Source organism: Brevibacterium ihuae, from assembly GCF_900184225.1.
GTDB classification, from domain to species: Bacteria; Actinomycetota; Actinomycetes; order Actinomycetales; family Brevibacteriaceae; genus Brevibacterium; species Brevibacterium ihuae.
Map to the genome: position 1 here is coordinate 1,252,313 of NZ_FXWZ01000003.1, position 18,912 is coordinate 1,271,224.

At 71.0% G+C, this 18,912-nt stretch carries 15 protein-coding genes and 1 pseudogene; 12 read left to right on the top strand and 4 right to left on the bottom strand.

Annotated elements, in window-relative coordinates:
* Positions 1–257: 257 nt before the first annotated feature.
* Entirely contained in the window at positions 258–2,186 is a 1,929-nt protein-coding gene (locus tag C1A17_RS10930) for an NHL domain-containing thioredoxin family protein (RefSeq protein WP_101652997.1), read from the top strand.
* 68 nt (positions 2,187–2,254) lie between these two features.
* Here C1A17_RS10930 and C1A17_RS10935 read toward each other — a convergent pair whose 3' ends face one another.
* From C1A17_RS10935 to C1A17_RS10945, 3 genes are all read right to left on the bottom strand, one after another.
* Complete coding sequence (locus tag C1A17_RS10935; protein WP_101652998.1) at positions 2,255–3,268, bottom strand: hypothetical protein; 1,014 nt, start codon at positions 3,266–3,268, stop codon at positions 2,255–2,257.
* Positions 3,269–3,342: 74 nt separating this feature from the next.
* Positions 3,343–4,539, bottom strand: coding sequence for an ABC transporter (locus tag C1A17_RS10940; protein WP_101652999.1), 1,197 nt, complete (start codon positions 4,537–4,539; stop codon positions 3,343–3,345).
* Positions 4,540–4,585: 46 nt separating this feature from the next.
* A complete protein-coding gene (locus tag C1A17_RS10945) occupies positions 4,586–5,890 on the bottom strand; it encodes an LPXTG cell wall anchor domain-containing protein (RefSeq protein WP_101653000.1) in 1,305 nt (434 codons plus the stop codon).
* A gap of 266 nt (positions 5,891–6,156) precedes the next feature.
* Between C1A17_RS10945 and dcd the strand changes: the two genes are divergently transcribed.
* The 11 genes and pseudogenes from dcd to C1A17_RS14615 all read left to right on the top strand — a co-directional run bounded on the left by dcd (position 6,157) and on the right by C1A17_RS14615 (position 17,981).
* Entirely contained in the window at positions 6,157–6,738 is a 582-nt protein-coding gene (gene dcd, locus C1A17_RS10950) for a dCTP deaminase (protein ID WP_101653001.1), read from the top strand.
* Positions 6,738–7,781: a hypothetical protein gene (locus tag C1A17_RS10955; RefSeq protein WP_101653002.1), complete on the top strand. Its 1,044-nt coding sequence runs from the start codon at positions 6,738–6,740 to the stop codon at positions 7,779–7,781. The genes dcd and C1A17_RS10955 overlap by 1 nt, the downstream gene beginning before the upstream one ends.
* A 186-nt stretch (positions 7,782–7,967) precedes the next feature.
* On the top strand, positions 7,968–10,991 hold the full coding sequence (locus C1A17_RS10960) for a Na+/H+ antiporter subunit A (RefSeq protein WP_101653003.1): 3,024 nt from the start codon (positions 7,968–7,970) through the stop codon (positions 10,989–10,991).
* Positions 10,988–11,665, top strand: coding sequence for a Na(+)/H(+) antiporter subunit C (locus C1A17_RS10965; protein WP_101653004.1), 678 nt, complete (start codon positions 10,988–10,990; stop codon positions 11,663–11,665). Before C1A17_RS10960 ends, C1A17_RS10965 begins: the two co-directional genes overlap by 4 nt.
* A complete protein-coding gene (locus C1A17_RS10970) occupies positions 11,665–13,242 on the top strand; it encodes a Na+/H+ antiporter subunit D (protein ID WP_101653005.1) in 1,578 nt (525 codons plus the stop codon). Before C1A17_RS10965 ends, C1A17_RS10970 begins: the two co-directional genes overlap by 1 nt.
* Positions 13,239–13,856, top strand: a complete 618-nt coding sequence (locus C1A17_RS10975) for a Na+/H+ antiporter subunit E (protein WP_101653006.1) — start codon at positions 13,239–13,241, stop codon at positions 13,854–13,856. Before C1A17_RS10970 ends, C1A17_RS10975 begins: the two co-directional genes overlap by 4 nt.
* Positions 13,853–14,599: a monovalent cation/H+ antiporter complex subunit F gene (locus tag C1A17_RS10980; protein WP_180953305.1), complete on the top strand. Its 747-nt coding sequence runs from the start codon at positions 13,853–13,855 to the stop codon at positions 14,597–14,599. Before C1A17_RS10975 ends, C1A17_RS10980 begins: the two co-directional genes overlap by 4 nt.
* The gene (mnhG, locus tag C1A17_RS10985; RefSeq protein ID WP_101653008.1) at positions 14,596–14,988 is read left to right on the top strand and encodes a monovalent cation/H(+) antiporter subunit G; all 393 of its coding nucleotides are present in this window, start codon (positions 14,596–14,598) and stop codon (positions 14,986–14,988) included. The genes C1A17_RS10980 and mnhG overlap by 4 nt, the downstream gene beginning before the upstream one ends.
* Positions 14,985–15,737 (top strand): response regulator transcription factor, encoded by a 753-nt coding sequence (locus C1A17_RS10990; RefSeq protein ID WP_101653009.1) that lies wholly within the window; start codon positions 14,985–14,987, stop codon positions 15,735–15,737. Before mnhG ends, C1A17_RS10990 begins: the two co-directional genes overlap by 4 nt.
* A 179-nt stretch (positions 15,738–15,916) precedes the next feature.
* Positions 15,917–16,534 (top strand): annotated as a pseudogene (locus C1A17_RS14610) (sensor histidine kinase); the annotation flags it as partial.
* A gap of 766 nt (positions 16,535–17,300) precedes the next feature.
* Positions 17,301–17,981 (top strand): hypothetical protein, encoded by a 681-nt coding sequence (locus tag C1A17_RS14615; protein WP_245873706.1) that lies wholly within the window; start codon positions 17,301–17,303, stop codon positions 17,979–17,981.
* A gap of 18 nt (positions 17,982–17,999) precedes the next feature.
* Here the strand turns inward: C1A17_RS14615 and C1A17_RS14620 are convergent, their stop codons facing one another.
* On the bottom strand, positions 18,000–18,788 hold the full coding sequence (locus tag C1A17_RS14620; protein WP_101653010.1) for an HpcH/HpaI aldolase family protein: 789 nt from the start codon (positions 18,786–18,788) through the stop codon (positions 18,000–18,002).
* Positions 18,789–18,912: the final 124 nt, after the last annotated feature.

An 18,912-nucleotide genomic window follows, 5' to 3' on the forward strand; every position in this document is an offset into this window, starting at 1 on the left:
CCCGCAGTACGTTCGACACGAGACGGGGCGGAAGGACTATCGTGCGGACGGACCGTCGTGCTGTCGGACGATCGCGCAGTTCGGGCGAACGGATCGTCGTGCGGTGGGCACGCCGACCGGTCGGGCACTCGTGCCTCCGGTGGAACGACCACCGGTGCGGCCGGGCTGTCGTGCGGTACGCGGACACGCGGTGCGGTCGATGACGGGTGGTGACGGGGCCCGAGGCCCCTGTCCGCGGTGCGTGCCATGATGGAGGCATGACTTCGGACTCCTCCTCCTCGGCCGCCGCGGGCGGCGCCCGCACCGTCCGGCTGCGCGCCCCGGAACTCACCGGGCGCCGGTGGATCAACACCGGCGGCGCGGACCTCTCCCTCGCGGACCTCCGCGGCAAGGTCGTGCTCCTCGACTTCTGGACGTTCTGCTGCATCAACTGCCTCCACGTCCTCGACGAGCTCCGCCCCATCGAGCAGAAGTACGCCGACGAACTCGTCATCATCGGCGTCCACTCGCCCAAGTTCGAGTTCGAGCGCACGGTCGAGGCCGTCGACCAGGCGGTCGAGCGCTATCAGGTCGAGCACATCGTGCTCGACGACCCGGACCTCGTGACTTGGCAGGCCTACACCGCACGCGCGTGGCCCACCCTCGCGGTCATCGACCCCGAAGGCTACCTCGTCGCCTCGATGTCAGGGGAGGGGCACTCCGCCGGCCTCGCCGGCCTCATCGAGGACCTCATCGCGGAGCACTCCGCCAAGGGCACCCTCCACCGCGGCACCGGGCCCTATGTCCCGCCCGAACCCGTCGAGACCGAGCTCTTCTACCCCGGCAAGCTCCTACGCCTGCGGTCGGGGAACCTCCTCGTCGCGGACTCCGGCCACCACTCGCTCGTCGAGTACGACCCCGCGGGCGACCGCCTGCTCCGCCGCATCGGCACCGGCGAGCGCGGCCTCGCCGACGGCCCGCTGACCGAGGCCCGCTTCTCCGAGCCCGGCGGCATGACGGAGCTCCCGGAGGAGCTCGCGGCCGCGGTCGGCTACCAGGTCGTCGTCGCCGACACCGTCAACCACGTCCTCCGCGGGATCGACCTCGACGCCGGCATCGTGACGACGCTCGCCGGCACCGGGGAACAGGCGATGGTCGGCGCGATCGACAACATCGTCGGCGAGCACCGGCAGACCGGCCGCTACGACGGCCCGGCCCGCGCGATCAAGCTCTCGAGCCCGTGGGACGTCGAGTTCTCCGAGGCCACCGGCGAGGTCGTCGTCGCGATGGCCGGCAATCACACGATCTGGTCCTTCGACCCCGGTGACGGCACGATCCGGCTGCTGTCGGGAACGATGAACGAGGGTCTGCTCGACGGCGGGCCGGAGGAGGCGTGGTACGCGCAGACTTCCGGTCTCGACGCCGCGTCCGCAGGCGGTCTGTGGGTCGCGGATTCGGAGACCTCCGCGCTCCGTCGCCTCGATCCGGGCACCGGCGCGGTCGAATCGCTCGTCGGGACCGGCCTGTTCGACTTCGGGTTCCGGGACGGCCCGGCCGCCGAGGCGCGCTTCCAGCACCCGCTCGGCGTCGCCGAGCTGCCCGACGGCTCCGTCGCGGTGGCCGACACGTACAACGGCGCGATCCGCCGCTACGACCCGGCGACGGACTCGGTGTCCACGCTCGCCCGCGGCCTCGCCGAACCCTCCGACATCCTCGTCCTGCCCGGGGAGGACGGCGCGGCACCCGAACTCCTCGTCGCCGAATCGGCCGCGCACCGGCTCACCCGCGTGAGCATCCCCGCCGAGGCTCAGCAGGTCGACGAGGGAGCGAAGTCGACCACCCGGCCGGCGACCGAGATCGGCCGCGGGCCCATCGACCTCACCGTCGGATTCACCGTTCCCCAGGGGCAGAAGCTCGACGACCGGTTCGGCGACCCGACCTACCTCCAGGTCTCCTCGACCCCGCCGGAGCTCATCACGGCAGGGGCCGGCGGCGCGGAGGGGCTCGAGCGGACGATCACCCTCGACCCCGCGATCGACTCCGGCGTCCTCCACGTCACCGTGCGGGCCGCAGCGTGCGACGGCGAGCCCGGCGGGGAGATCCCCCTCCATGCCGCCTGCCACCTCTATCAGCAGGACTGGGGGATCCCGGTGACGATCGTCGAGGGCGGTGACGACGCGCTCCGCCTCGATCTGCGCGGCACCTGAGCTGGTCTGTCAGGCGGAGCTCAGCTCCCGGAGCGGGGGGCGATCCGGCCGCCCTCGTCGCGCGCGGCTCATTCCGCCGACTCGCCGAGGGACTGACCCTCGTTCGCGAGGTCGACCTCGATCTCGCCGCCGTCGACCGTCACGGTCCCGACGACCTGCACGATGATCCGCTCGGTGAAGTCGGATTCGAACGCGGTGACGATGTCGCGGGAGCGGCCCGAGACCTCGACGACCGCCTCGCCCGGGGCGATCGTCAGATGCGTCCCGGAGCTCGTGAGCGTCACCGGCGGCTGCTCGACGATCCTCCAGGTGACGTCCCCGAGGATCTCGTGGTCGGTCTCGAAGCCGAACGGGCACCCGGCGGGCAGGAGGGTCCTCTGCTCCGCGCACGCGTCGATCTGCGCCGCGACCCGGTCCTCGACCTCGGAGAGGAGGGCCGCGGTGGGCTGCGGATCGAGGGCGGCCGTCGCGATCTGACCCGGGGCGATGACGTCGACCAGCACAGGATCCGCGCGGAGGTACTCCGCATCGAAGCCGACGGTGTAGCCCACTGGGAACAGGACGGGGATCCCGCCCCGGTCGGTGGGTGCGCTCACCCCGTTGACCTCGGCGACCGAGGACCCGGACACATCGAGTCCGAGGCGGGGCCACTTCTCCACCTCGAGGAGCCAGCGGTCGAAGAGGCCCCAGCGCGGCGTGCCCCGGACGAGCGTGTACGTCTGCTCGTGCGAGGTGTCCCCGAGATCGAAGCGGACCGCGACCTCGGCCCGGTCGCCGTCGGTCGCAGCGCCGATCACCTCCGGCCTGCTCGGCAGCGACCAGGCGCCTGCGAGCACCTCGTCGTGGAGGGCCTCGGTGTTCCGGGTGGGCGGGGCGGCGAGGAGGCCGAGCGCACGGGAGGCGTCGCCGTCCTCGAGCGCGGCGAGATAGCTGAGGACGGATCTCTGCGGGGAGTAGGCCGTGAGGTTGAGCGCAGGGACCGTCGCGACGGTGAGGACGACGGCGAGGAGGGCGCCGAGGAGGAGCCGGAACGCCGCTCGATCGACGAGGAGCGCCGGGCGGCGGGGTGCGGCTGTGGCCATCGCCGTCCCTCCCCTGTGATGCGCGCGTCGATCGGATCGCCTACGGGACGGGCCCGTGCGAACCGGGCTCCAGTCTAGTCGTCCGCGCTCCCGGCCCGGGCGTCGACGGGATAGGCGTGCATGCGGCTCGTGTCGACGTCGACGAAGAGCCGCGTCCCCACCCTGACCCGGGAGACGGTGGCGGCCACCGAGGTCCCGAGCCCGGGATGGAGCACCCCCCACGGGCGGTGGTGAGGGGGATCGGCGTCCGTGCCGTCGGTCCCCGGAGCCGGGGGCTCCTCCCGGTCCGCAGTGTCCGTGACCGCCGGTGCGGGGAGCCCTGCTCTGGGGGAGAAGTCGAGGAGGTCGGCGGTGAGCGCGAGACCGACCTCCGTGTCGGCCGGGGAGAGGACGACCTGGAGGATCCGCCCGGAGTCGCGGATGCCGACGACGATCGCCTCGAACACCGAGTCCGAGGTGAATCCGGGATCGAACTCGTCGAAGGACAGCCGGGCGGCGGCGGTCGGGATGGTGACGTAGACCTTGCCGTCGAGATCGGTGCGCGCCCGGACCTGCGAGTGCCCGATCGACAGCCAGCCGCGGCGGGCCAGCCCCGAGAACACGGTGACGCCGGTGGCCGCTGCGGCGAGGGAGCTGCGAGGCTCGGCGAGCTGCGCCTCGAGCGGGCCGGAGTCGGCGATCCGCCCCTTCTCGATCGTCACCGCGGATTCGCCGAGCACGGCGGCATCGATGACCGAGGAGCCGGAGGCGACGAGGCCGCGGCGGAACGCGATGCAGGCGTCGAGCAGTCTTCCTCGTATCCCTGCTCGGGCCTGTTCCGCGATCCCGCCGAGCGGGTCCTCGAGCACCATCCACTGTCCGGGGGCGGCGAGTGTGAGTGCGCACCGCAGGCGCGCGCGGGCCTCGGGGTCGAGGTCGCGCAGGCGGGTGCGGCGCTCGCGTGCGAGAGCGAAGCCGAAGTGTGCGCACGCCCGGTCGAGATCGACGGGCGCACCTCCTCCGGTGCCCTGCGCCGAGCGCACCCGGGTGCGCGCCGCGGATGCCGCAAGCCGGTCGACGGTGAGCCGGCCGGGGTCCGCGGGCCATTCGACGAAGGCCGTGCCCGGGAGCCGTCCGATGGCACGCAGAACGCCCCCGACGTCGCCCGGCTGCCCCACCAGGGTCAGACGATCGAGGGCGTTGAGCGGTGCATCGGCGACCGCCTCACCCGCGACCCGGATCTCCGACAGATCGAGGACGGGGTCCTCGGTCGGCTGCGGGTTCCGGGTCATGGGCGGGGATGAGGTCGGTCGGTGACGGTGCTCGGTGCGTCGCGGCTCAGATGTCCGCGGGATCGGTCGAGCGGGTGCGGCGACGGGTGACGACGACCGCGGCGGCACCGACGACGAGCAGACCGGCGCCGAGCGCGAGTCCGGTCATCTCGGAGCCGGTGCGCGGCAGCGAGCTGCCATCGTCGGAGCCCTGGCCGCTGCCGGAGCCGCCGGCCTGATTGCCGGCCTCGTCGCCCACCGAGGAGCTGTTCGTCACCACGGTGAACGCACCGGCCATCGGCTCGGACTCGGGACCGAAGGCGGAGACCCGGTACTCGCCGAGCACCGGATCGCCCTCGGCGTGGACGCCGACGACGGCGTTGCCGTTCTCGTCGGCGATCTTGTCGATCTGGAAGCGCTCGACCTGGCCCTGCGCGTGTTCGACCTGGACGGTGATCTGCTCGCCCGGCTGCGCGCCGGTGACGGTGATCGTCACGCCCTTGTCCTCGTCGGCGAAGTCCGCCGAGGAGATCTCGGTCGGGTCGATGGAGATGCCGAAGGCGGCGACCGCCGGCTCATCGGTGTCTCCCGGGATCGCCGATTCGGTGGGCGTCGCGCTGCCCTCGGGGGTCGGGGTGCCGGTATCCTCCGGTGTCGGAGTGGTCGGTTCCGAGGTCTTCGGAGACGGCGTCGGTGTGCCCGTGCCCTCCGGCGTCGGCGTGGTCGGAGCCGTGGTCTCCGGAGACGGCGTCGGGGTGCCGGTGTCCTCCGGTGCGGGCGTGGTCGGAGCCGTCGTGCTCGGAGTGTCCGAGGGAGTCGGGGTCCCGGTCTCGGTGGGCTCCGCGGAGGGGGTCTCCTCCGCCGTGGGGGTCGCGCATTCGGTCGGGGCGGGCGCCGGAGCAGTGGGCACCGGAGCGGCGTCGACCTTCTCGACGACCTCGAAGGTCACCTCCGAGGAGTCCTTCTTCGTCGTGGTGTCGGTGAGGTGGAGCGTGTAGGTGCCCAGCGGCACCTTGCCGTCATTGGTGACGGTGAAGAAGTAGACGCCCTTGACCTCGCCGTCGGACGAGACGGTGAGCTCGGTGGGGGCGGTGTACTCCGTGCCGTCGGTCCCGGTGACGGTGACGGTCGCGGTGGAATCCGCAGTGAAGCCGGTGCCGGAGAAGCCGATGCCCTTGTCGGGGTCGGCGATGTCCGTCTGCGACACCTGCGCCGCATCGACCGTCGCCTCCGGGCCATCGGTGAGGGCCGGGACGGCGGCGGGGGACTCGGTTCCGGGTGCTTCGCCTCCCGGGGTCCCCGAGGGCAGGCATTCGGCCGGCGCAGGGGCCGGGGGTGCAGTGGTGGTCGCAACAGCGGGAACGGTGATCACACCGGAAACCGCGGCGGCTACTGCGGGGGCAAGCACAAGACTCTTCGCAGAGATCTTCACAGTATGGCCTTTCGGTCGTGGCGTATTCGACCACGCGAAGGCGACAGTGTTACTCCCGGCCCTTCGGTTAAGGGGGAAGGCACCATCGGCGCGGGCGTATAACAGGTTCCACTGTAGAGCATTCTCTGAGCGAATGCCCGGGACATCCCCGATTCCGGCGGCCGAAAGTGATCGAATCGTTGCCTGATCGACGGTAGATTGTCCGTGTGAGTCTGCTTTCCGATCGCGATATCCGCGCCCAGATCGACGCCGGCCGGGTGGGTCTCGAGCCCTACGACGACACCCTCGTGCAGCCCTCGAGCGTGGACGTCCGGCTCGACCGGTTCTTCCGCCTGTTCGACAACCACAAATACTCCGTCATCGATCCCGCGCAGGAGCAGCCGGGGATGACGCGACTCGTCGAGGTCGATCCCGACGAGCCCTTCGTGCTCCACCCGGGCGAGTTCGTCCTCGGCTCGACCCTCGAGCTCATCACCCTGCCCGACGACGTCGCTGCGCGGCTCGAGGGCAAGTCCTCGCTCGGCCGCCTCGGCCTCCTCACCCACTCGACCGCCGGGTTCATCGATCCCGGCTTCACCGGGCACGTCACGCTCGAGCTGTCGAACGTCGCCACCCTGCCGATCATCCTGTGGCCGGGGATGAAGATCGGGCAGATGTGCTTCTTCGCGCTGAGCTCCGCCGCGGAACGGCCGTACGGCTCCGATCCCGCGACCGGCAACCGGTACCAGGGGCAGCGCGGGCCCACCGCCTCGCGGGCGCACGTCGGGTTCCGCAAGGGCATGCCCTGATGGCGGGTGCGCACGACGCCCGCGACCCCCGATCGCTCGAGGCGCTCGCCGCCCGACACCTCCTCCTGCTCGACGACGAGATCGAGGCGAGCGATGTCATCGCCCTCATCACCAACCACTTCCCGGCGCTCGCGGAGCCGGTGATCGTCGCACCCGAGGACCCGGCGCTCGGCCACGAGGTCCTCGAGTGGCGCCTCACCCGCCACTCGCGGCTCCACGGCCCGATGTTCGTCCCCGCCGCGCACCGCGCGCGGCTCGGCGTGCCGGACTGGGCGACCCGGGTGTTCGCGCTCGTGTGCCCCCGCGATCGGGAGCCGGCCCCGCCGCCCTCCTGGCTCACCGACGCCGACGGTCTCCATCGCGCGTTCCCCGCAGGGCTCCCCAACCGGGAGGAGGGCCGCTCCCTCGACCTGCTCATCGCCCTCGCCCGGCGGCTCCACGTCGCCGTCCGCCTCGCGGACGAGCCGGTCGACCCGTTCGCACTCGAGTCGCCCACAGCCTCGCGCGCCGCGCTCGCCGCCGCCGCCGAAGCGCCCGCCCGGATCCTCGTCCCCGACCCCGAGGCGCACGTCGACGTCTTCGTGTACTCGCCCTACTGGCTCACTCCCGAGGTCCTCCGCACCCGGCTCACCGAGGTCGATGCCGGGATCCGCGAACCGGAGCCGATCCCGCCCGAGGTGCTCGAGGACGTCGCGCACCTGATCTCCGAGCACGACCCGGAGGTGCGCGACGGGTACGCCGTCGAGGTCCCGCTCGACTCGCTCGGCCCGCGCGCCGGACTCATCGAGATCGGCGTCGTCGTGGAGGAGGCGCTGCCCCGGGCGGTCGCCGCGCACGTCGATCCTCCCCAGGTGATGTATCACCTCCGCTGGGTCGACACCGAGCAGCGACGGTACCTCCCCGACATCGACGACGAGCTGCGGCGGATCCGCACCGCTGCGGCGCTCCGGCTCGACCGGCTGGCCGCCGAGGTCCTCCGACTCACCGCAGGGGTGGGCGTCGATGAGGACGGCTTCCTCGTCGGGGAGCACCAGCTGGGCTGAGGGGGGGGGCGGCCGTCGGCCGGTTCCGCAACCCTCCTGGCGAGCACCTCCGCCGGGTGCGCGAGGGTGCCGCCGTACGATCCGATGGCTGGGTATTATCACACGTCACATGCCGGATCGACTTCGAGATCGCTCCCGATCTGTGGAAAAATGCTCTGAGGGCACAGGAGGATCGAGGAGCTGCGAATGACGGTGATGGTGGGGGCGTTCTTCGTCGCCGCGCTCCTCGCCGTTCCCCTCTTCCGCCTGCTCGGCCGCAACGCCTTCCTCATCCTCGCCGCCGTGCCCGCGGCCGGACTCGTCCTCTCCCTGCAGAGGCTGTCGGCATTCCTCGCCGGCGGCGGCGACTGGATCGAGAGCTATTCCTGGCTGCCTGCGCTCAACCTCGAGGTCGTCTTCCTCATGGACCCGCTGTCCTGGCTGCTCAGCCTGCTGGTCACCGGTGTCGGCGCCCTCGTCCTCGTCTACTGCGCACGCTACTTCGCCGACGACGAACCGCGACTCGCACGCTTCGCCGGCGTGCTCATGGCGTTCGCGGGCATGATGTACGGTCTCGTCCTCGCCGACGAGATGCTCCTCCTCTTCATCTTCTGGGAGGGCACGACGGTGTTCTCCTACCTCCTCATCGGCCAGTACACCAGCCGCCAGCAGTCACGGCGCGCCGCCCTCCAGGCGCTCGTCGTCACCACCGCCGGCGGGCTCGCGATGCTCGTCGGCGTCATCCTCCTCACCGTGGTCCTCGGCACCGGCCGGATCTCGACGATCGTCGAGATCGGCTACAGCACGGGGATCAACGAGGGTCTCGTCATCGCTGCGGTGATGCTCATCCTCGTCGGCGCGGTCTCGAAGTCCGCGCTCATCCCCTTCCACTTCTGGCTCCCCGGTGCGATGGCCGCCCCCACGCCGGTGAGCGCCTACCTCCACGCCGCGGCCATGGTCAAGGCCGGCATCTACCTCGTCCTCCGGCTCGCTCCCGGGTTCCACGCGATGCCCGGATGGACCGCGGTGCTCCTCACCCTCGGCATCACGACGATGCTCATGGGCGGCTGGCAGGCCCTCCGGCAGTTCGACCTCAAGCTCGTCCTCGCTTTCGGCACGGTCTCCCAGCTCGGGTTCCTCATGATCGTGAGCTCCTTCGGCACTCGCGACATCACGCTGGCCGCGACGACCCTGCTGCTCGCCCACGGCCTCTTCAAGTCCGCGCTCTTCCTCATCGTCGGCATCATCGATCACCGGGCCGGCACGCGTGACCTGCGCAAGCTCAGCGGGTACGGGGCGCGCTCGCGCGGGCTCTTCGTCGCCGCCCTCATCGCAGCCGCGTCGATGGCCGGGATCCCGCCGCTCTTCGGCTTCGTCGCGAAGGAGGCCGTGTACTCCACGCTCCTCGCCGACGGATCGAAGGCCGGCGTGATCGCGGTGATCGGGATCTTCCTCGGCTCGGTCCTCACCGTCGCGTACTCCGCCCGCTTCGTCTGGGGAGCCTTCGCGACGAAGCCCGGAGTGCAGCCGATCGAGCCGGCCAAGGAGAGCGGCCTCTTCAAGTCGGTGCCCTATCTGCTCGCCGCGCTCACCGTGATCGCCGGCCTCGCCTCCTCGTGGCTCGACCCGGTCATCGCGACCTGGTCCTCCCGCCTCCCGGGCAGCGAGTCGAAGCCCTACTACCTCGCACTGTGGCACGGGCTCGAACCGGCGCTCCTGCTCTCGGCGGGCAATCTCGCACTCGGTCTCCTGATGTTCTTCTTCGCGCGTCAGGTCTCGATCTTCCAGGCCGCGATGCCCGACGGCATCGACTTCCACGGCCTCTACCGACGGTCGATCGCCGGACTCGAGAGCTTCGCGGCCTATGTCACGGCCCGCACCCAGCGCGGCTCGATGCCGTTCTACCAGGGCGTCATCTACATCGTGTTCATCGGCTCGGTGGCCACGGCGCTCCTCCTCAACGACACCTGGCCCTCCGGCATCCAGGTGGCCGACTCCCCGCTCCAGATCATCGTGGCGGCCGCGATCATCATCGCGGCGATCGCGGCGACCCGCGCGCAGAAGCGCTTCGCGGCCGTCGTCATCGTCGGCGTCACCGGCTACACCATGGTCGCGTTCTTCGCGATGCAGGGTGCGCCCGACCTCGCCCTCACCCAGGTGCTCGTCGAGACGATCACCATCGTCGTCTTCGTCCTCGTGCTCCGCCGCCTCCCCGCCCGCATGGGGCAGTCCGAGAGCCGCCTCTCGCCCTCGCTGCGGGGCCTCATCGCCGCGGCCTTCGGCATCATGATGATGCTCGTCGCCTATGTCGCCCTGGGTGCCCGGATCGCCGAGCCGATCTCGGAGATGTTCCCGTTCCTCGCCTACGAGTACGGCTACGGCAAGAACGTCGTCAACGTCACGCTCGTCGACATCCGCGCGTGGGACACCCTCGGCGAGCTGTCCGTCGTCGTCGCCGCGGCGACGGGCGTGGCGAGCCTGATCTTCGTCCGCGGACGCGAGGGACGGCCCCAGCGCTTCCGCAGCCATCGGCCCGAGACCTTGACCGCGCGCACCCGGCTGGTCGAGGACGAGCTGTTCTCCCCCATGCGCTCCTCCGACGAATCCCGGACCTCGGACGAGAAGCGCAGCGCCTGGCTGCTCGCCGGCCGCGCCCTCGCCCCGAAGAACCGCTCGATCCTCCTCGAGGTGCTCGTCCGCCTGCTCTTCCACCCCATCCTCGTGTTCTCCGTCTACCTCCTGTTCGCCGGGCACAACCTCCCTGGCGGCGGCTTCGCCGCCGGCCTCGTCGCCGGCATGGCGCTCGTCGCGCGCTACCTCGCCGCAGGCCGGCACGAGCTCGCCGAGGCCGCTCCGATCGACGCCGGCCTGCTGCTCGGCCTCGGCCTCGCGCTCGCCGCCGGCACTTCGCTGGGCGGCTTCCTGTGGGGCGACACGATCTTCGAATCCGCCTACTGGAGCACTGAGCTGCCGGTGCTCGGCTACGTCTCCTTCGGTAGCTCGACGATCTTCGACGTCGGCGTCTACCTCGTCGTCATCGGACTCATGCTCGACATCCTCCGCAGCCTCGGCGCCGGGGTCGATCGGCATCAGGAGGCGGACGAGGAGCGGCTCGCCGAATCCCTCTCCGGCGCCGAGCACAGCGGACCGGACACCACTGAGCTCCACGCCATCCTCGGCCGGATGGACGACGTCGAGGTCGACGGCCCGGCAGGGGGGAGTCGACTGTGACGACCTCCTTCGTGCTCCTCCTCGCCATGGGCGTGATGTTCGCGTGCGGCCTCTACCTCATGCTCGACCGGTCGCTCACCCGGGTGCTGCTCGGATTCCTCCTCATGGGCAATGCGGTGAACATGCTCATCGTGCTGTCCTCCGGCCCGCCCGGGCGCCCGCCGCTCACCGACGGCGAGAACCTGTCCGCCGACGGGATGAGCGATCCGCTGCCGCACGCACTCGTCCTCACCGCGATCGTCATCACCTTCGCGCTCTCCGCGTTCCTCCTCGCGATGATCTACCGGTCGTGGCGCCTGGTCCGCAACGAGAACCTCGAGGACGACATCGAGGACGTGCGGATCGCGCTCGCCAAGGGCCGCGGCTCCGGCGACGAGGCGGGCACGAGCGGGGAGTACGACGACACCGAGTTCGGCGACGAGGCGCGGACGCCCATCGAGGGCGCGCTCGACCTCGATGAGGACGGGACACCCGCGGAACGGGCTGCGGACGACCGCGCCGAGGAAGACGCGCGCACAGTGCAGTCCACCGGCGCCGACGCCCGTCCCCCCGGCGCCCGCGGGGTCGCGCACGAACCGGTGGACTCCCGCGCCGAGGGTGCGGAGCTGCCCGCGCACACGGCGGCGACCGCGCCGTCCGATGCCGATGACGACGACCGAGGAAGGAGGACCTGATGCTCGGAGTGCTCGTCCCCCTCCCGGTGCTCCTGCCGCTCATCGGCGCAGGGATCACCCTCATGCTCTCCGGTCGTCGGCGCGGACAGACGGCCGTCACCGTGGCGATGCTCGCGATCGTCCTCGCGATCGACCTCGTCCTGCTGTTCGGCGTCGACTCCCGGGGTACGCAGGTGGTCGCCGTGGGCGGCTGGGAGCTGCCTTTCGGGATCGCGCTCGCCGTCGACCGGCTCAGCGCGGTCATGCTCGTCGTGTCCGCGATCGTCACACTCCTCGTCCTCGTCTACGCGGTGGGCCAGGAGATGGCGGACACCGCGAACGAGACCCCGGTGAGCGTCTTCAACCCGACGTACCTCATCCTCTGCGCCGGCGTCGCCGCGGCGTTCATCGCCGGCGACCTGTTCAATCTCTACGTCGGCTTCGAGATGCTCCTCGGCGCCTCGTACGTGCTCCTCACCCTCGGCGCGACCGCCCAGCGGATCCGCGCGGGAGTGACGTACATCGTCATCTCGCTCGTGTCCTCGCTCATCTTCCTCATGGGCATCGGCTTCGTGTTCGCCGCCACCGGCACGGTGAACATCGCCCAGCTCTCCGTGCGGATCGGCGAGCTGCCCGAGGACATCCAGCTCATCCTCCACGTCACCCTGCTCATCGCGTTCGGGATCAAGGCCGCGGTGTTCCCGCTCGCGTTCTGGCTCCCCGATTCCTACCCGACCGCTCCGGCGCCGGTGACCGCGGTGTTCGCCGGCCTGCTCACCAAGGTCGGCATCTACGCGATCATCCGCACCGAGACCGTGCTGTTCGCGGAGTCGAACCTGCGCACCCCGCTCCTCGTCGTCGGCGCGCTCACGATGATCGTCGGGATCCTCGGCGCGATCGCGCAGTCGGAGATCAAGCGCCTCCTCTCGTTCACGCTCATCTCGCACATCGGGTACATGATCTTCGGCGTCGCGATGGGCACCGTCGAGGGCCTCACCGCTGCGATCTTCTACACCGTGCACCACATCATCGTGCAGAGTGCGCTGTTCCTCGCGATCGGCCTCGTCGAACAGCGCAACGGGACCACCTCGATCCGCAAGCTCGGCGGGCTCGCGGTGCTCGCCCCGGGGCTGTCGATGCTCTTCTTCATCCCGGCCCTCAATCTCGCCGGCATCCCGCCGTTCTCCGGATTCATCGGCAAGGCGGCGCTCTTCCAGGCCGGGTTCGAGACCCGCGACTGGCTGATCTTCGTCCTCGTCGCGGCCGGTGCGCTCACCTCGCTGCTCACCCTCTACGTCATCGGCAAGACCTGGAACCTCGCGTTCTGGCGCGATCCGGACGACGCCGAGGAGCCCACCGAGGACCTCGTGGAGGAGTTCGAGGAGCGCAAGGCCGCGCTCGCCGACGGTCAGCGGTGGCAGGGCACCCAGACGATGCCGCGCACGATGATCGTGTCGGCGACGCTCATGGTGGCGGTGAGCGTGCTCGTCACCGTATTCGCCGGCACCATCTGGGACATCAGCGCGCGGGCGGCGGAGAACCTCCGCAGCCCCTCGACCTACGTCTCCTCCGTCCTCGGAGAGGAGGCCGGATCATGACCCGCCGCCAGCGCGTCCGTCGCTCACTGCTCCATCAGACGCTCCACGTCCTCGCGCTCTGCGTGCTGTGGATCCTGCTCTGGGACGATCTCTCCATCCTCAACATCATCACCGGGATCGTTCTCGGCATCATCGTCATCCGGATGTTCTACCTGCCGCCGATCGAGCTGTCCGGCCGTTTCAACCCGTACTACGCCGCGCTCTTCGTCGGCTGGTTCACCGCGTCGATGGTCATCGCATCGATCGAGGTGAGCTGGTCGGCCCTCCGACGGCGCGGGGTGAGCGCCGGCAGCGTCATCGAGATCGATCTCCACACCCGGTCCGACCTCCTCATCACCGCCGTCTCCGTGGTCCTCGGGCTCATCCCGGGGTCGATCTGCATCGAGGTCGACCGCCCGCACTCGGTGATCTACGTCCACGTCCTCGACTGCTCGACGGAGGAGGCCATCGCGCGCTCCCGCGAGCAGATCTACCGGATCGAACACCTGCTCATCGCGACCTTCGGCTCCGCGCACGACCTCACCGTGCTCAACGAATGGCGGTCGGAGAACGGGAAGAAGCCGGTGCTCGCGAGCCGGACGATCCGCCATACGGGGCAGGAGGCACGACGATGAATGGACTCTCGACGGCCCCGATCGTCGACGCGGACATCCTGCGGATCGCCGGACCGGTCATCGGCCTGCTCTTCTTCGTGGCGATCGTCGTCGCGGTGTACAAGATCGTCAAGGGCCCATCGATCCTCGACCGGATGATGGCATCGGACGTGCTGCTCGCGACGCTCATGTGCGGGTTCGGCGGGTACATCGCACTCATGGGCCGGGTCGATCTGCTGCCCGTCCTCCTGTCGCTCGCCTGTCTGGGCTTCCTCGGATCGGTGAGCGTCTCGCGCTATGTGTCGCGGTCGGAGAACGCCGCTCCGGTCATCGGCTCGACGCACTTCGAGGAGCGGGGGAGCGCGGGCGGCTCCGGGGCGGATGCGGAGGAGAGCGCGGCGACGCTCCTCGGACGGCGAGCCGCAGGGTCCGTCGACGAGGACGTCGTCCAGGACGAGGTGAGCCCAGGCCCCGCGGTGTCGGGGAAGGAGATCTCGCTCGACTCGGGTTCCGTGACGTCCGACCCGGCGGCCGGCGGCCCGGCCGAGGAGTTCGGCGACCCTGCCGAGGAGATCGCCCAGGAGCCCGCGCGGCCCCCCGGCGAGGCCGAGATCGGCACCGGATCGGCCGAGGACCCAGGACCGGCCGACGGCCCCGCGGACGGGGCCGACCGCGTGGAACCGGCACCCCCTTCCGCCGCACCCGGCACGCGGCACAGCGTCGGACCGCTGTTCCGCGAGGACACCGAAGGAGATCGCCCATGATCGCGGACATCATCTCGGTGGTCCTCGTCGCCGGCGGCGCCGCGCTGTCGCTCGCAGCAGCGATCGGGCTCGCACGCTTCCCCGACCTCATGAGCCGCCTGCACGCCGCGTCGAAGCCGCAGATCCTCGGGCTCATCCTCATGATGGTCGCCGTCGCGATCCAGATCCCGCACTGGGGGCCGATCACCACGATGTTCCTCGTCGTGTCCTTCCAGATGGCCACGACGCCGGTGGGCACCCACATGGTGGGACGAGCCGGCTACCGCACCAAGCGGCTCCGTCGATCTATGCTGTACCGAGATGAGCTGGCGGATGCAGTGTCGCGCGCCGAGGTTCGCGATTCCGCCCAGCGCTCGGCCCGTTCCTCGCGGAAGGACCCGCAGACATGACCTCTCCGTTCACCCAGGACGATCGCCCGCTCGTGCTCGTCGCCGACGACGAGCCGGATGTGCTCGGCGCCGTGGTCCCGTTCCTCAGCCGCTCGGGCTTCCGGGTGATCAGCGCCCCCGACGGCCGGCTCGCGCTCGACGAGATCCGACGCCACCGGCCCGATGTGTGCGTCCTCGACGTCCTCATGCCGGGCGCCGACGGCCGTGAGGTCCTCCGCACCCTCCGTGCGGAGGAGAACTGGGTTCCCGTGCTCCTCCTCACCCAGGTGGGGGAGGCGGTCGAACGGGCGATGGCGCTCGAGGAGGGTGCCGACGACTACCTCAACAAGCCCTTCGACCCGCACGAGCTCGTCGCCCGGATCCGCGCGGTGCTCCGCCGCACCCGGAACGACGGCCCGCCGCTGGCCAATGCGCCGGTGCTGATCTCGACCTTCGGCCTCAAGCTCGACCGAGTGGGGCGCCGCGCCTGGATCAACGACCGCAGCCTCGTCGTCACTCCGAAGGGGTTCACGCTCCTCGAGTACCTCATGGTCCATCAGGACGAGCTCATCGAGCGCACGCGCCTGCTCGAGGTGCTGTGGGGCTTCGACGACGCCGTCGGCACCCGCGCCGTCGACTCGCGGGTCGCCGAGCTCCGCCGGGTGCTCGGCGAGGACGCGGCGAACCCGCGTTGGATCGCCACCGTGCAGGGCCGCGGCTACCGCTTCGTCGCCGAAGTGCGCGGTGCCGAGGATCTGGGCGGCCGATGAACAGCTTCCTCGTCCTCGAGATCCGCATCTGGCTGCTCCTCGTCCTCATCCTCGTCGGGCTCGCACTCCTCGCGGCGGCCGCGTTCTTCGTGTGGCGCTGGTGGCGTCGGCGCGAGGCCGCTCTCGTCGCGGAGAGCCGGCAGGCTGCCGAGCGCGACGCGCTCACCCGCCGCAACCGGATGCTCATCCGCCTCGACCATGAGCTCAAGAACCCGCTCACCGCTCTGCGGACCTCGGCGGCGACGGTGCGCGAGATGATCCGCGACGCGCAGCCGAATCCGGACGAGATCGCTCCGGTCGTGCGGCAGATCGACACCTCGGCCCGCCGGGTGGCCCGCCTGCTCGCGGACCTGCGTAAGCTCGCCGACGTCGAATCGCGCACGATCGAGTTCACCCGGGTCGACATGGACCGGCTCATCCACCAGGCGGTCGAGGACGCCCGCACGGCCCCGGGCGCCGAGGACCGGATGATCGTCGCCACCGTGGCGCGCGCTCCGTGGAAGATCCCCGACGTCGCCGGCGAGGAGGACCTGCTCCTGTCGGCGATCCTCAATCTGCTCGGCAACGCGATCAAGTACTCCTCCGACACCGATGTCGTCGAGCTCCGCGCGAACGAGCAGATCATCCGCAATCACCGCTGGGTCGTCGTCGAGGTCGCCGACACCGGCCAGGGCATCCCCGCCGATGAGCAGGACGTCGTGTGGGACGAGCTGTCGCGCGGCAAGCGCGTGCGCTCCGTCGCGGGGTCCGGCATGGGACTCTCCCTCGTGCGCTCGATCATCGCCCGCCACGGCGGCTCGGTCGAGCTGTTCAGCCAGGAGGGCGTCGGCACCTCGGTGCGGCTCGTGCTGCCGGTGCTCGGCGACGCCCAGGCCCCCGGGGCCCCGCACTGCGACGCCGGTGCGCAGGCGGCCGCCGCCTCGGCCCCGGTCCAGCCCTTCAACGCCGGCCGCGGTGCCGAGGGCGGCTTCCTCCCTCCCCGGCAGCCGTCCCAGGCGGAGCTCGACGGACGGATCATGGGCTCCCCGCGCCGGACCTCGAAGCGCCGCCTGCAGCGCGTCAACGGGGAGCTCCACGACTCCGCGACCGGCGAGACCTTCGGCGACCAGGTGCCCTTCGCCCCCGGGCCCTCCCAGCCCTCCAACCCGCCGCGGCCCGCCGGCCCGCCGGCCTTCCCGGGTGACGGCCGGCCCGGTGCGGCCCCGGTGCCGCAGGGACCCGGATCGGCGCCCCAGGGCTACGGCTCCGCTCCGCAGGGGTACGGTTCCGGGCCGCCGCAGGCGCCCGGTGCGGTACCCGGCCCGCAGGGGTACGGTTCGGCACCCCACGGGTACGGTTCGGCGCCCCAGGGGTACGGTCCCGCAGCCCAGCAGCCGGTCGGCTCCCCGCCCCCGGCCTCTCCGGTGCCTCCGGCGCCGGAGAGGCCGGGGGCGGGGAGCCGACCGGCTGCTGGGCTGCGGGACCGTACCCCTGGGGCGCCGAACCGTACCCGGGTGCGCTCGCCGTCCCCCCGCCCGCCGATGCCGCGCCGGACGGCCCGACGCCGCCCCGGGGCGAGTCCTGATGCGTCGAACGCTGAGGGTCGTGCTCGCCGCCGGCGCAGCCGTGCTCCTCGCCGGCTGCGGGGCGCTCCAGGTCCGCACCTCCGAGGAGGGGAGCGGGGCGATGGGCGTGCGCGTCGCGGAGACCGCCGGACCGGAGCCGACGCCCACGGAGACCGGGCCGGTGATCCCCGACGGGTACACGCTCACCCACGTGCCGTTCCAGGGAGGCTGCGCCGTGCCGATCCAGGTCGTCCTCCCCGACTCGTTCACCGTCAACACCTCCTCGGAGTCCTATGTCGCGTTCACCGCGCAGACCCCGGCGCTGGACCAGCCGTCGATCGAGGTCTACTGCACCTCGGATGCGTACGCGGAGTCCGCGGTCGACCACATCGAGACGTCCCGCAACTACAGCTACACCGAGACCGGGACGACGAGGCTCGCCGAGCGCAAGGGGCAGCTCGGCAACGGCTACTTCTGGAGCTACCAGATCGATCTGTCGCCGCAGGAGATCTTCGCCGGCCAGGTGCAGACGATGATGTACGGCGCGCTCGTCGGCTACACGGCGGAGGGGCGTCTCTACTCGATCCGGTACTCCGCGAGCACCCGGACCGACGACGCCGACGGCCGGGAGCTCCTCGCTCCGGCGGCCGAGTTCGTCGAGGTCGACGGGCACTTCGTGCCGATGCCCGACTGGGTCTGACGCCGCTCCGACCGGTCCTCAGGACTCGATGGCCGGTCCCCACGAGCGGATCTCACGGACCTTGGACGCGAGCGCGCTCTGGTAGATCGCGAAGTCGGCGGTGTGCGAGATCACCTGGAAACCCGCATCGATCGCCCGCCGGGTGAGGTCGTCGTTGACCGAGAAGATGCCGGCCGCCTTGCCGGCCCCCCGGGCCGCCTCGCCCACCCGGGTGAGCGCATCGGTGAACTCCGACGTGGTGAAGTCGCCCGGCGCTCCGAGGTTGGTGCTCAGATCCATCGGGCCGACGAAGAGGACGTCGACGCCGTCGACCGCGGCGATCTCCGCCGCCTGCTCGACCGCACCCGGGGTCTCGATCTGGGGGAGGAACACGGTGAAGGCGTTCGCCGCCTCCTGCTTGGGCCCGGGTGCACCGCCGGTGTAGAGGTCGTGCGCGATCCCCATCGCGGAGCCGCGCACCCCCTGCGGCGGGTACTTCATCCAGGACACGATGGTCGCCGCCTGCGCGGCGGACTCGACGTAGGGCATCATGATGCCTTCGGCGCCGGCGTCGAGGGCGCCGGTGACGAGGTGCTGGTGCGGCCCGATGACGCGGACGAACGAGGCGATCTCCTCGCGTCGCGACACGGCGAGAGCTGGGCGGATCCGGTCGAGCGACCAGCCGGTGTGCTCGAGATCGTAGAGCACCCAGTCCGCTCCGGCGCGCGCGGTGAGGGCGCCGATGCCCTCGCTCGCGAACTCGAGGACGAACGTGCCCAGGGACAGGCCGCCGGACTTCAGCGTCCGACGGAGATTCTCGGTGGTCATGTGCTTCCTCTGCGGTGGTCGGCCGGTGGTCCGGGTCGGAACGGAGTGCGAAGCCTCCCGGGTCGGACCCTGGTCACGATGATATGCCGGTTCGGCGCCGAGGCGGACGGAATCGGATGCACCG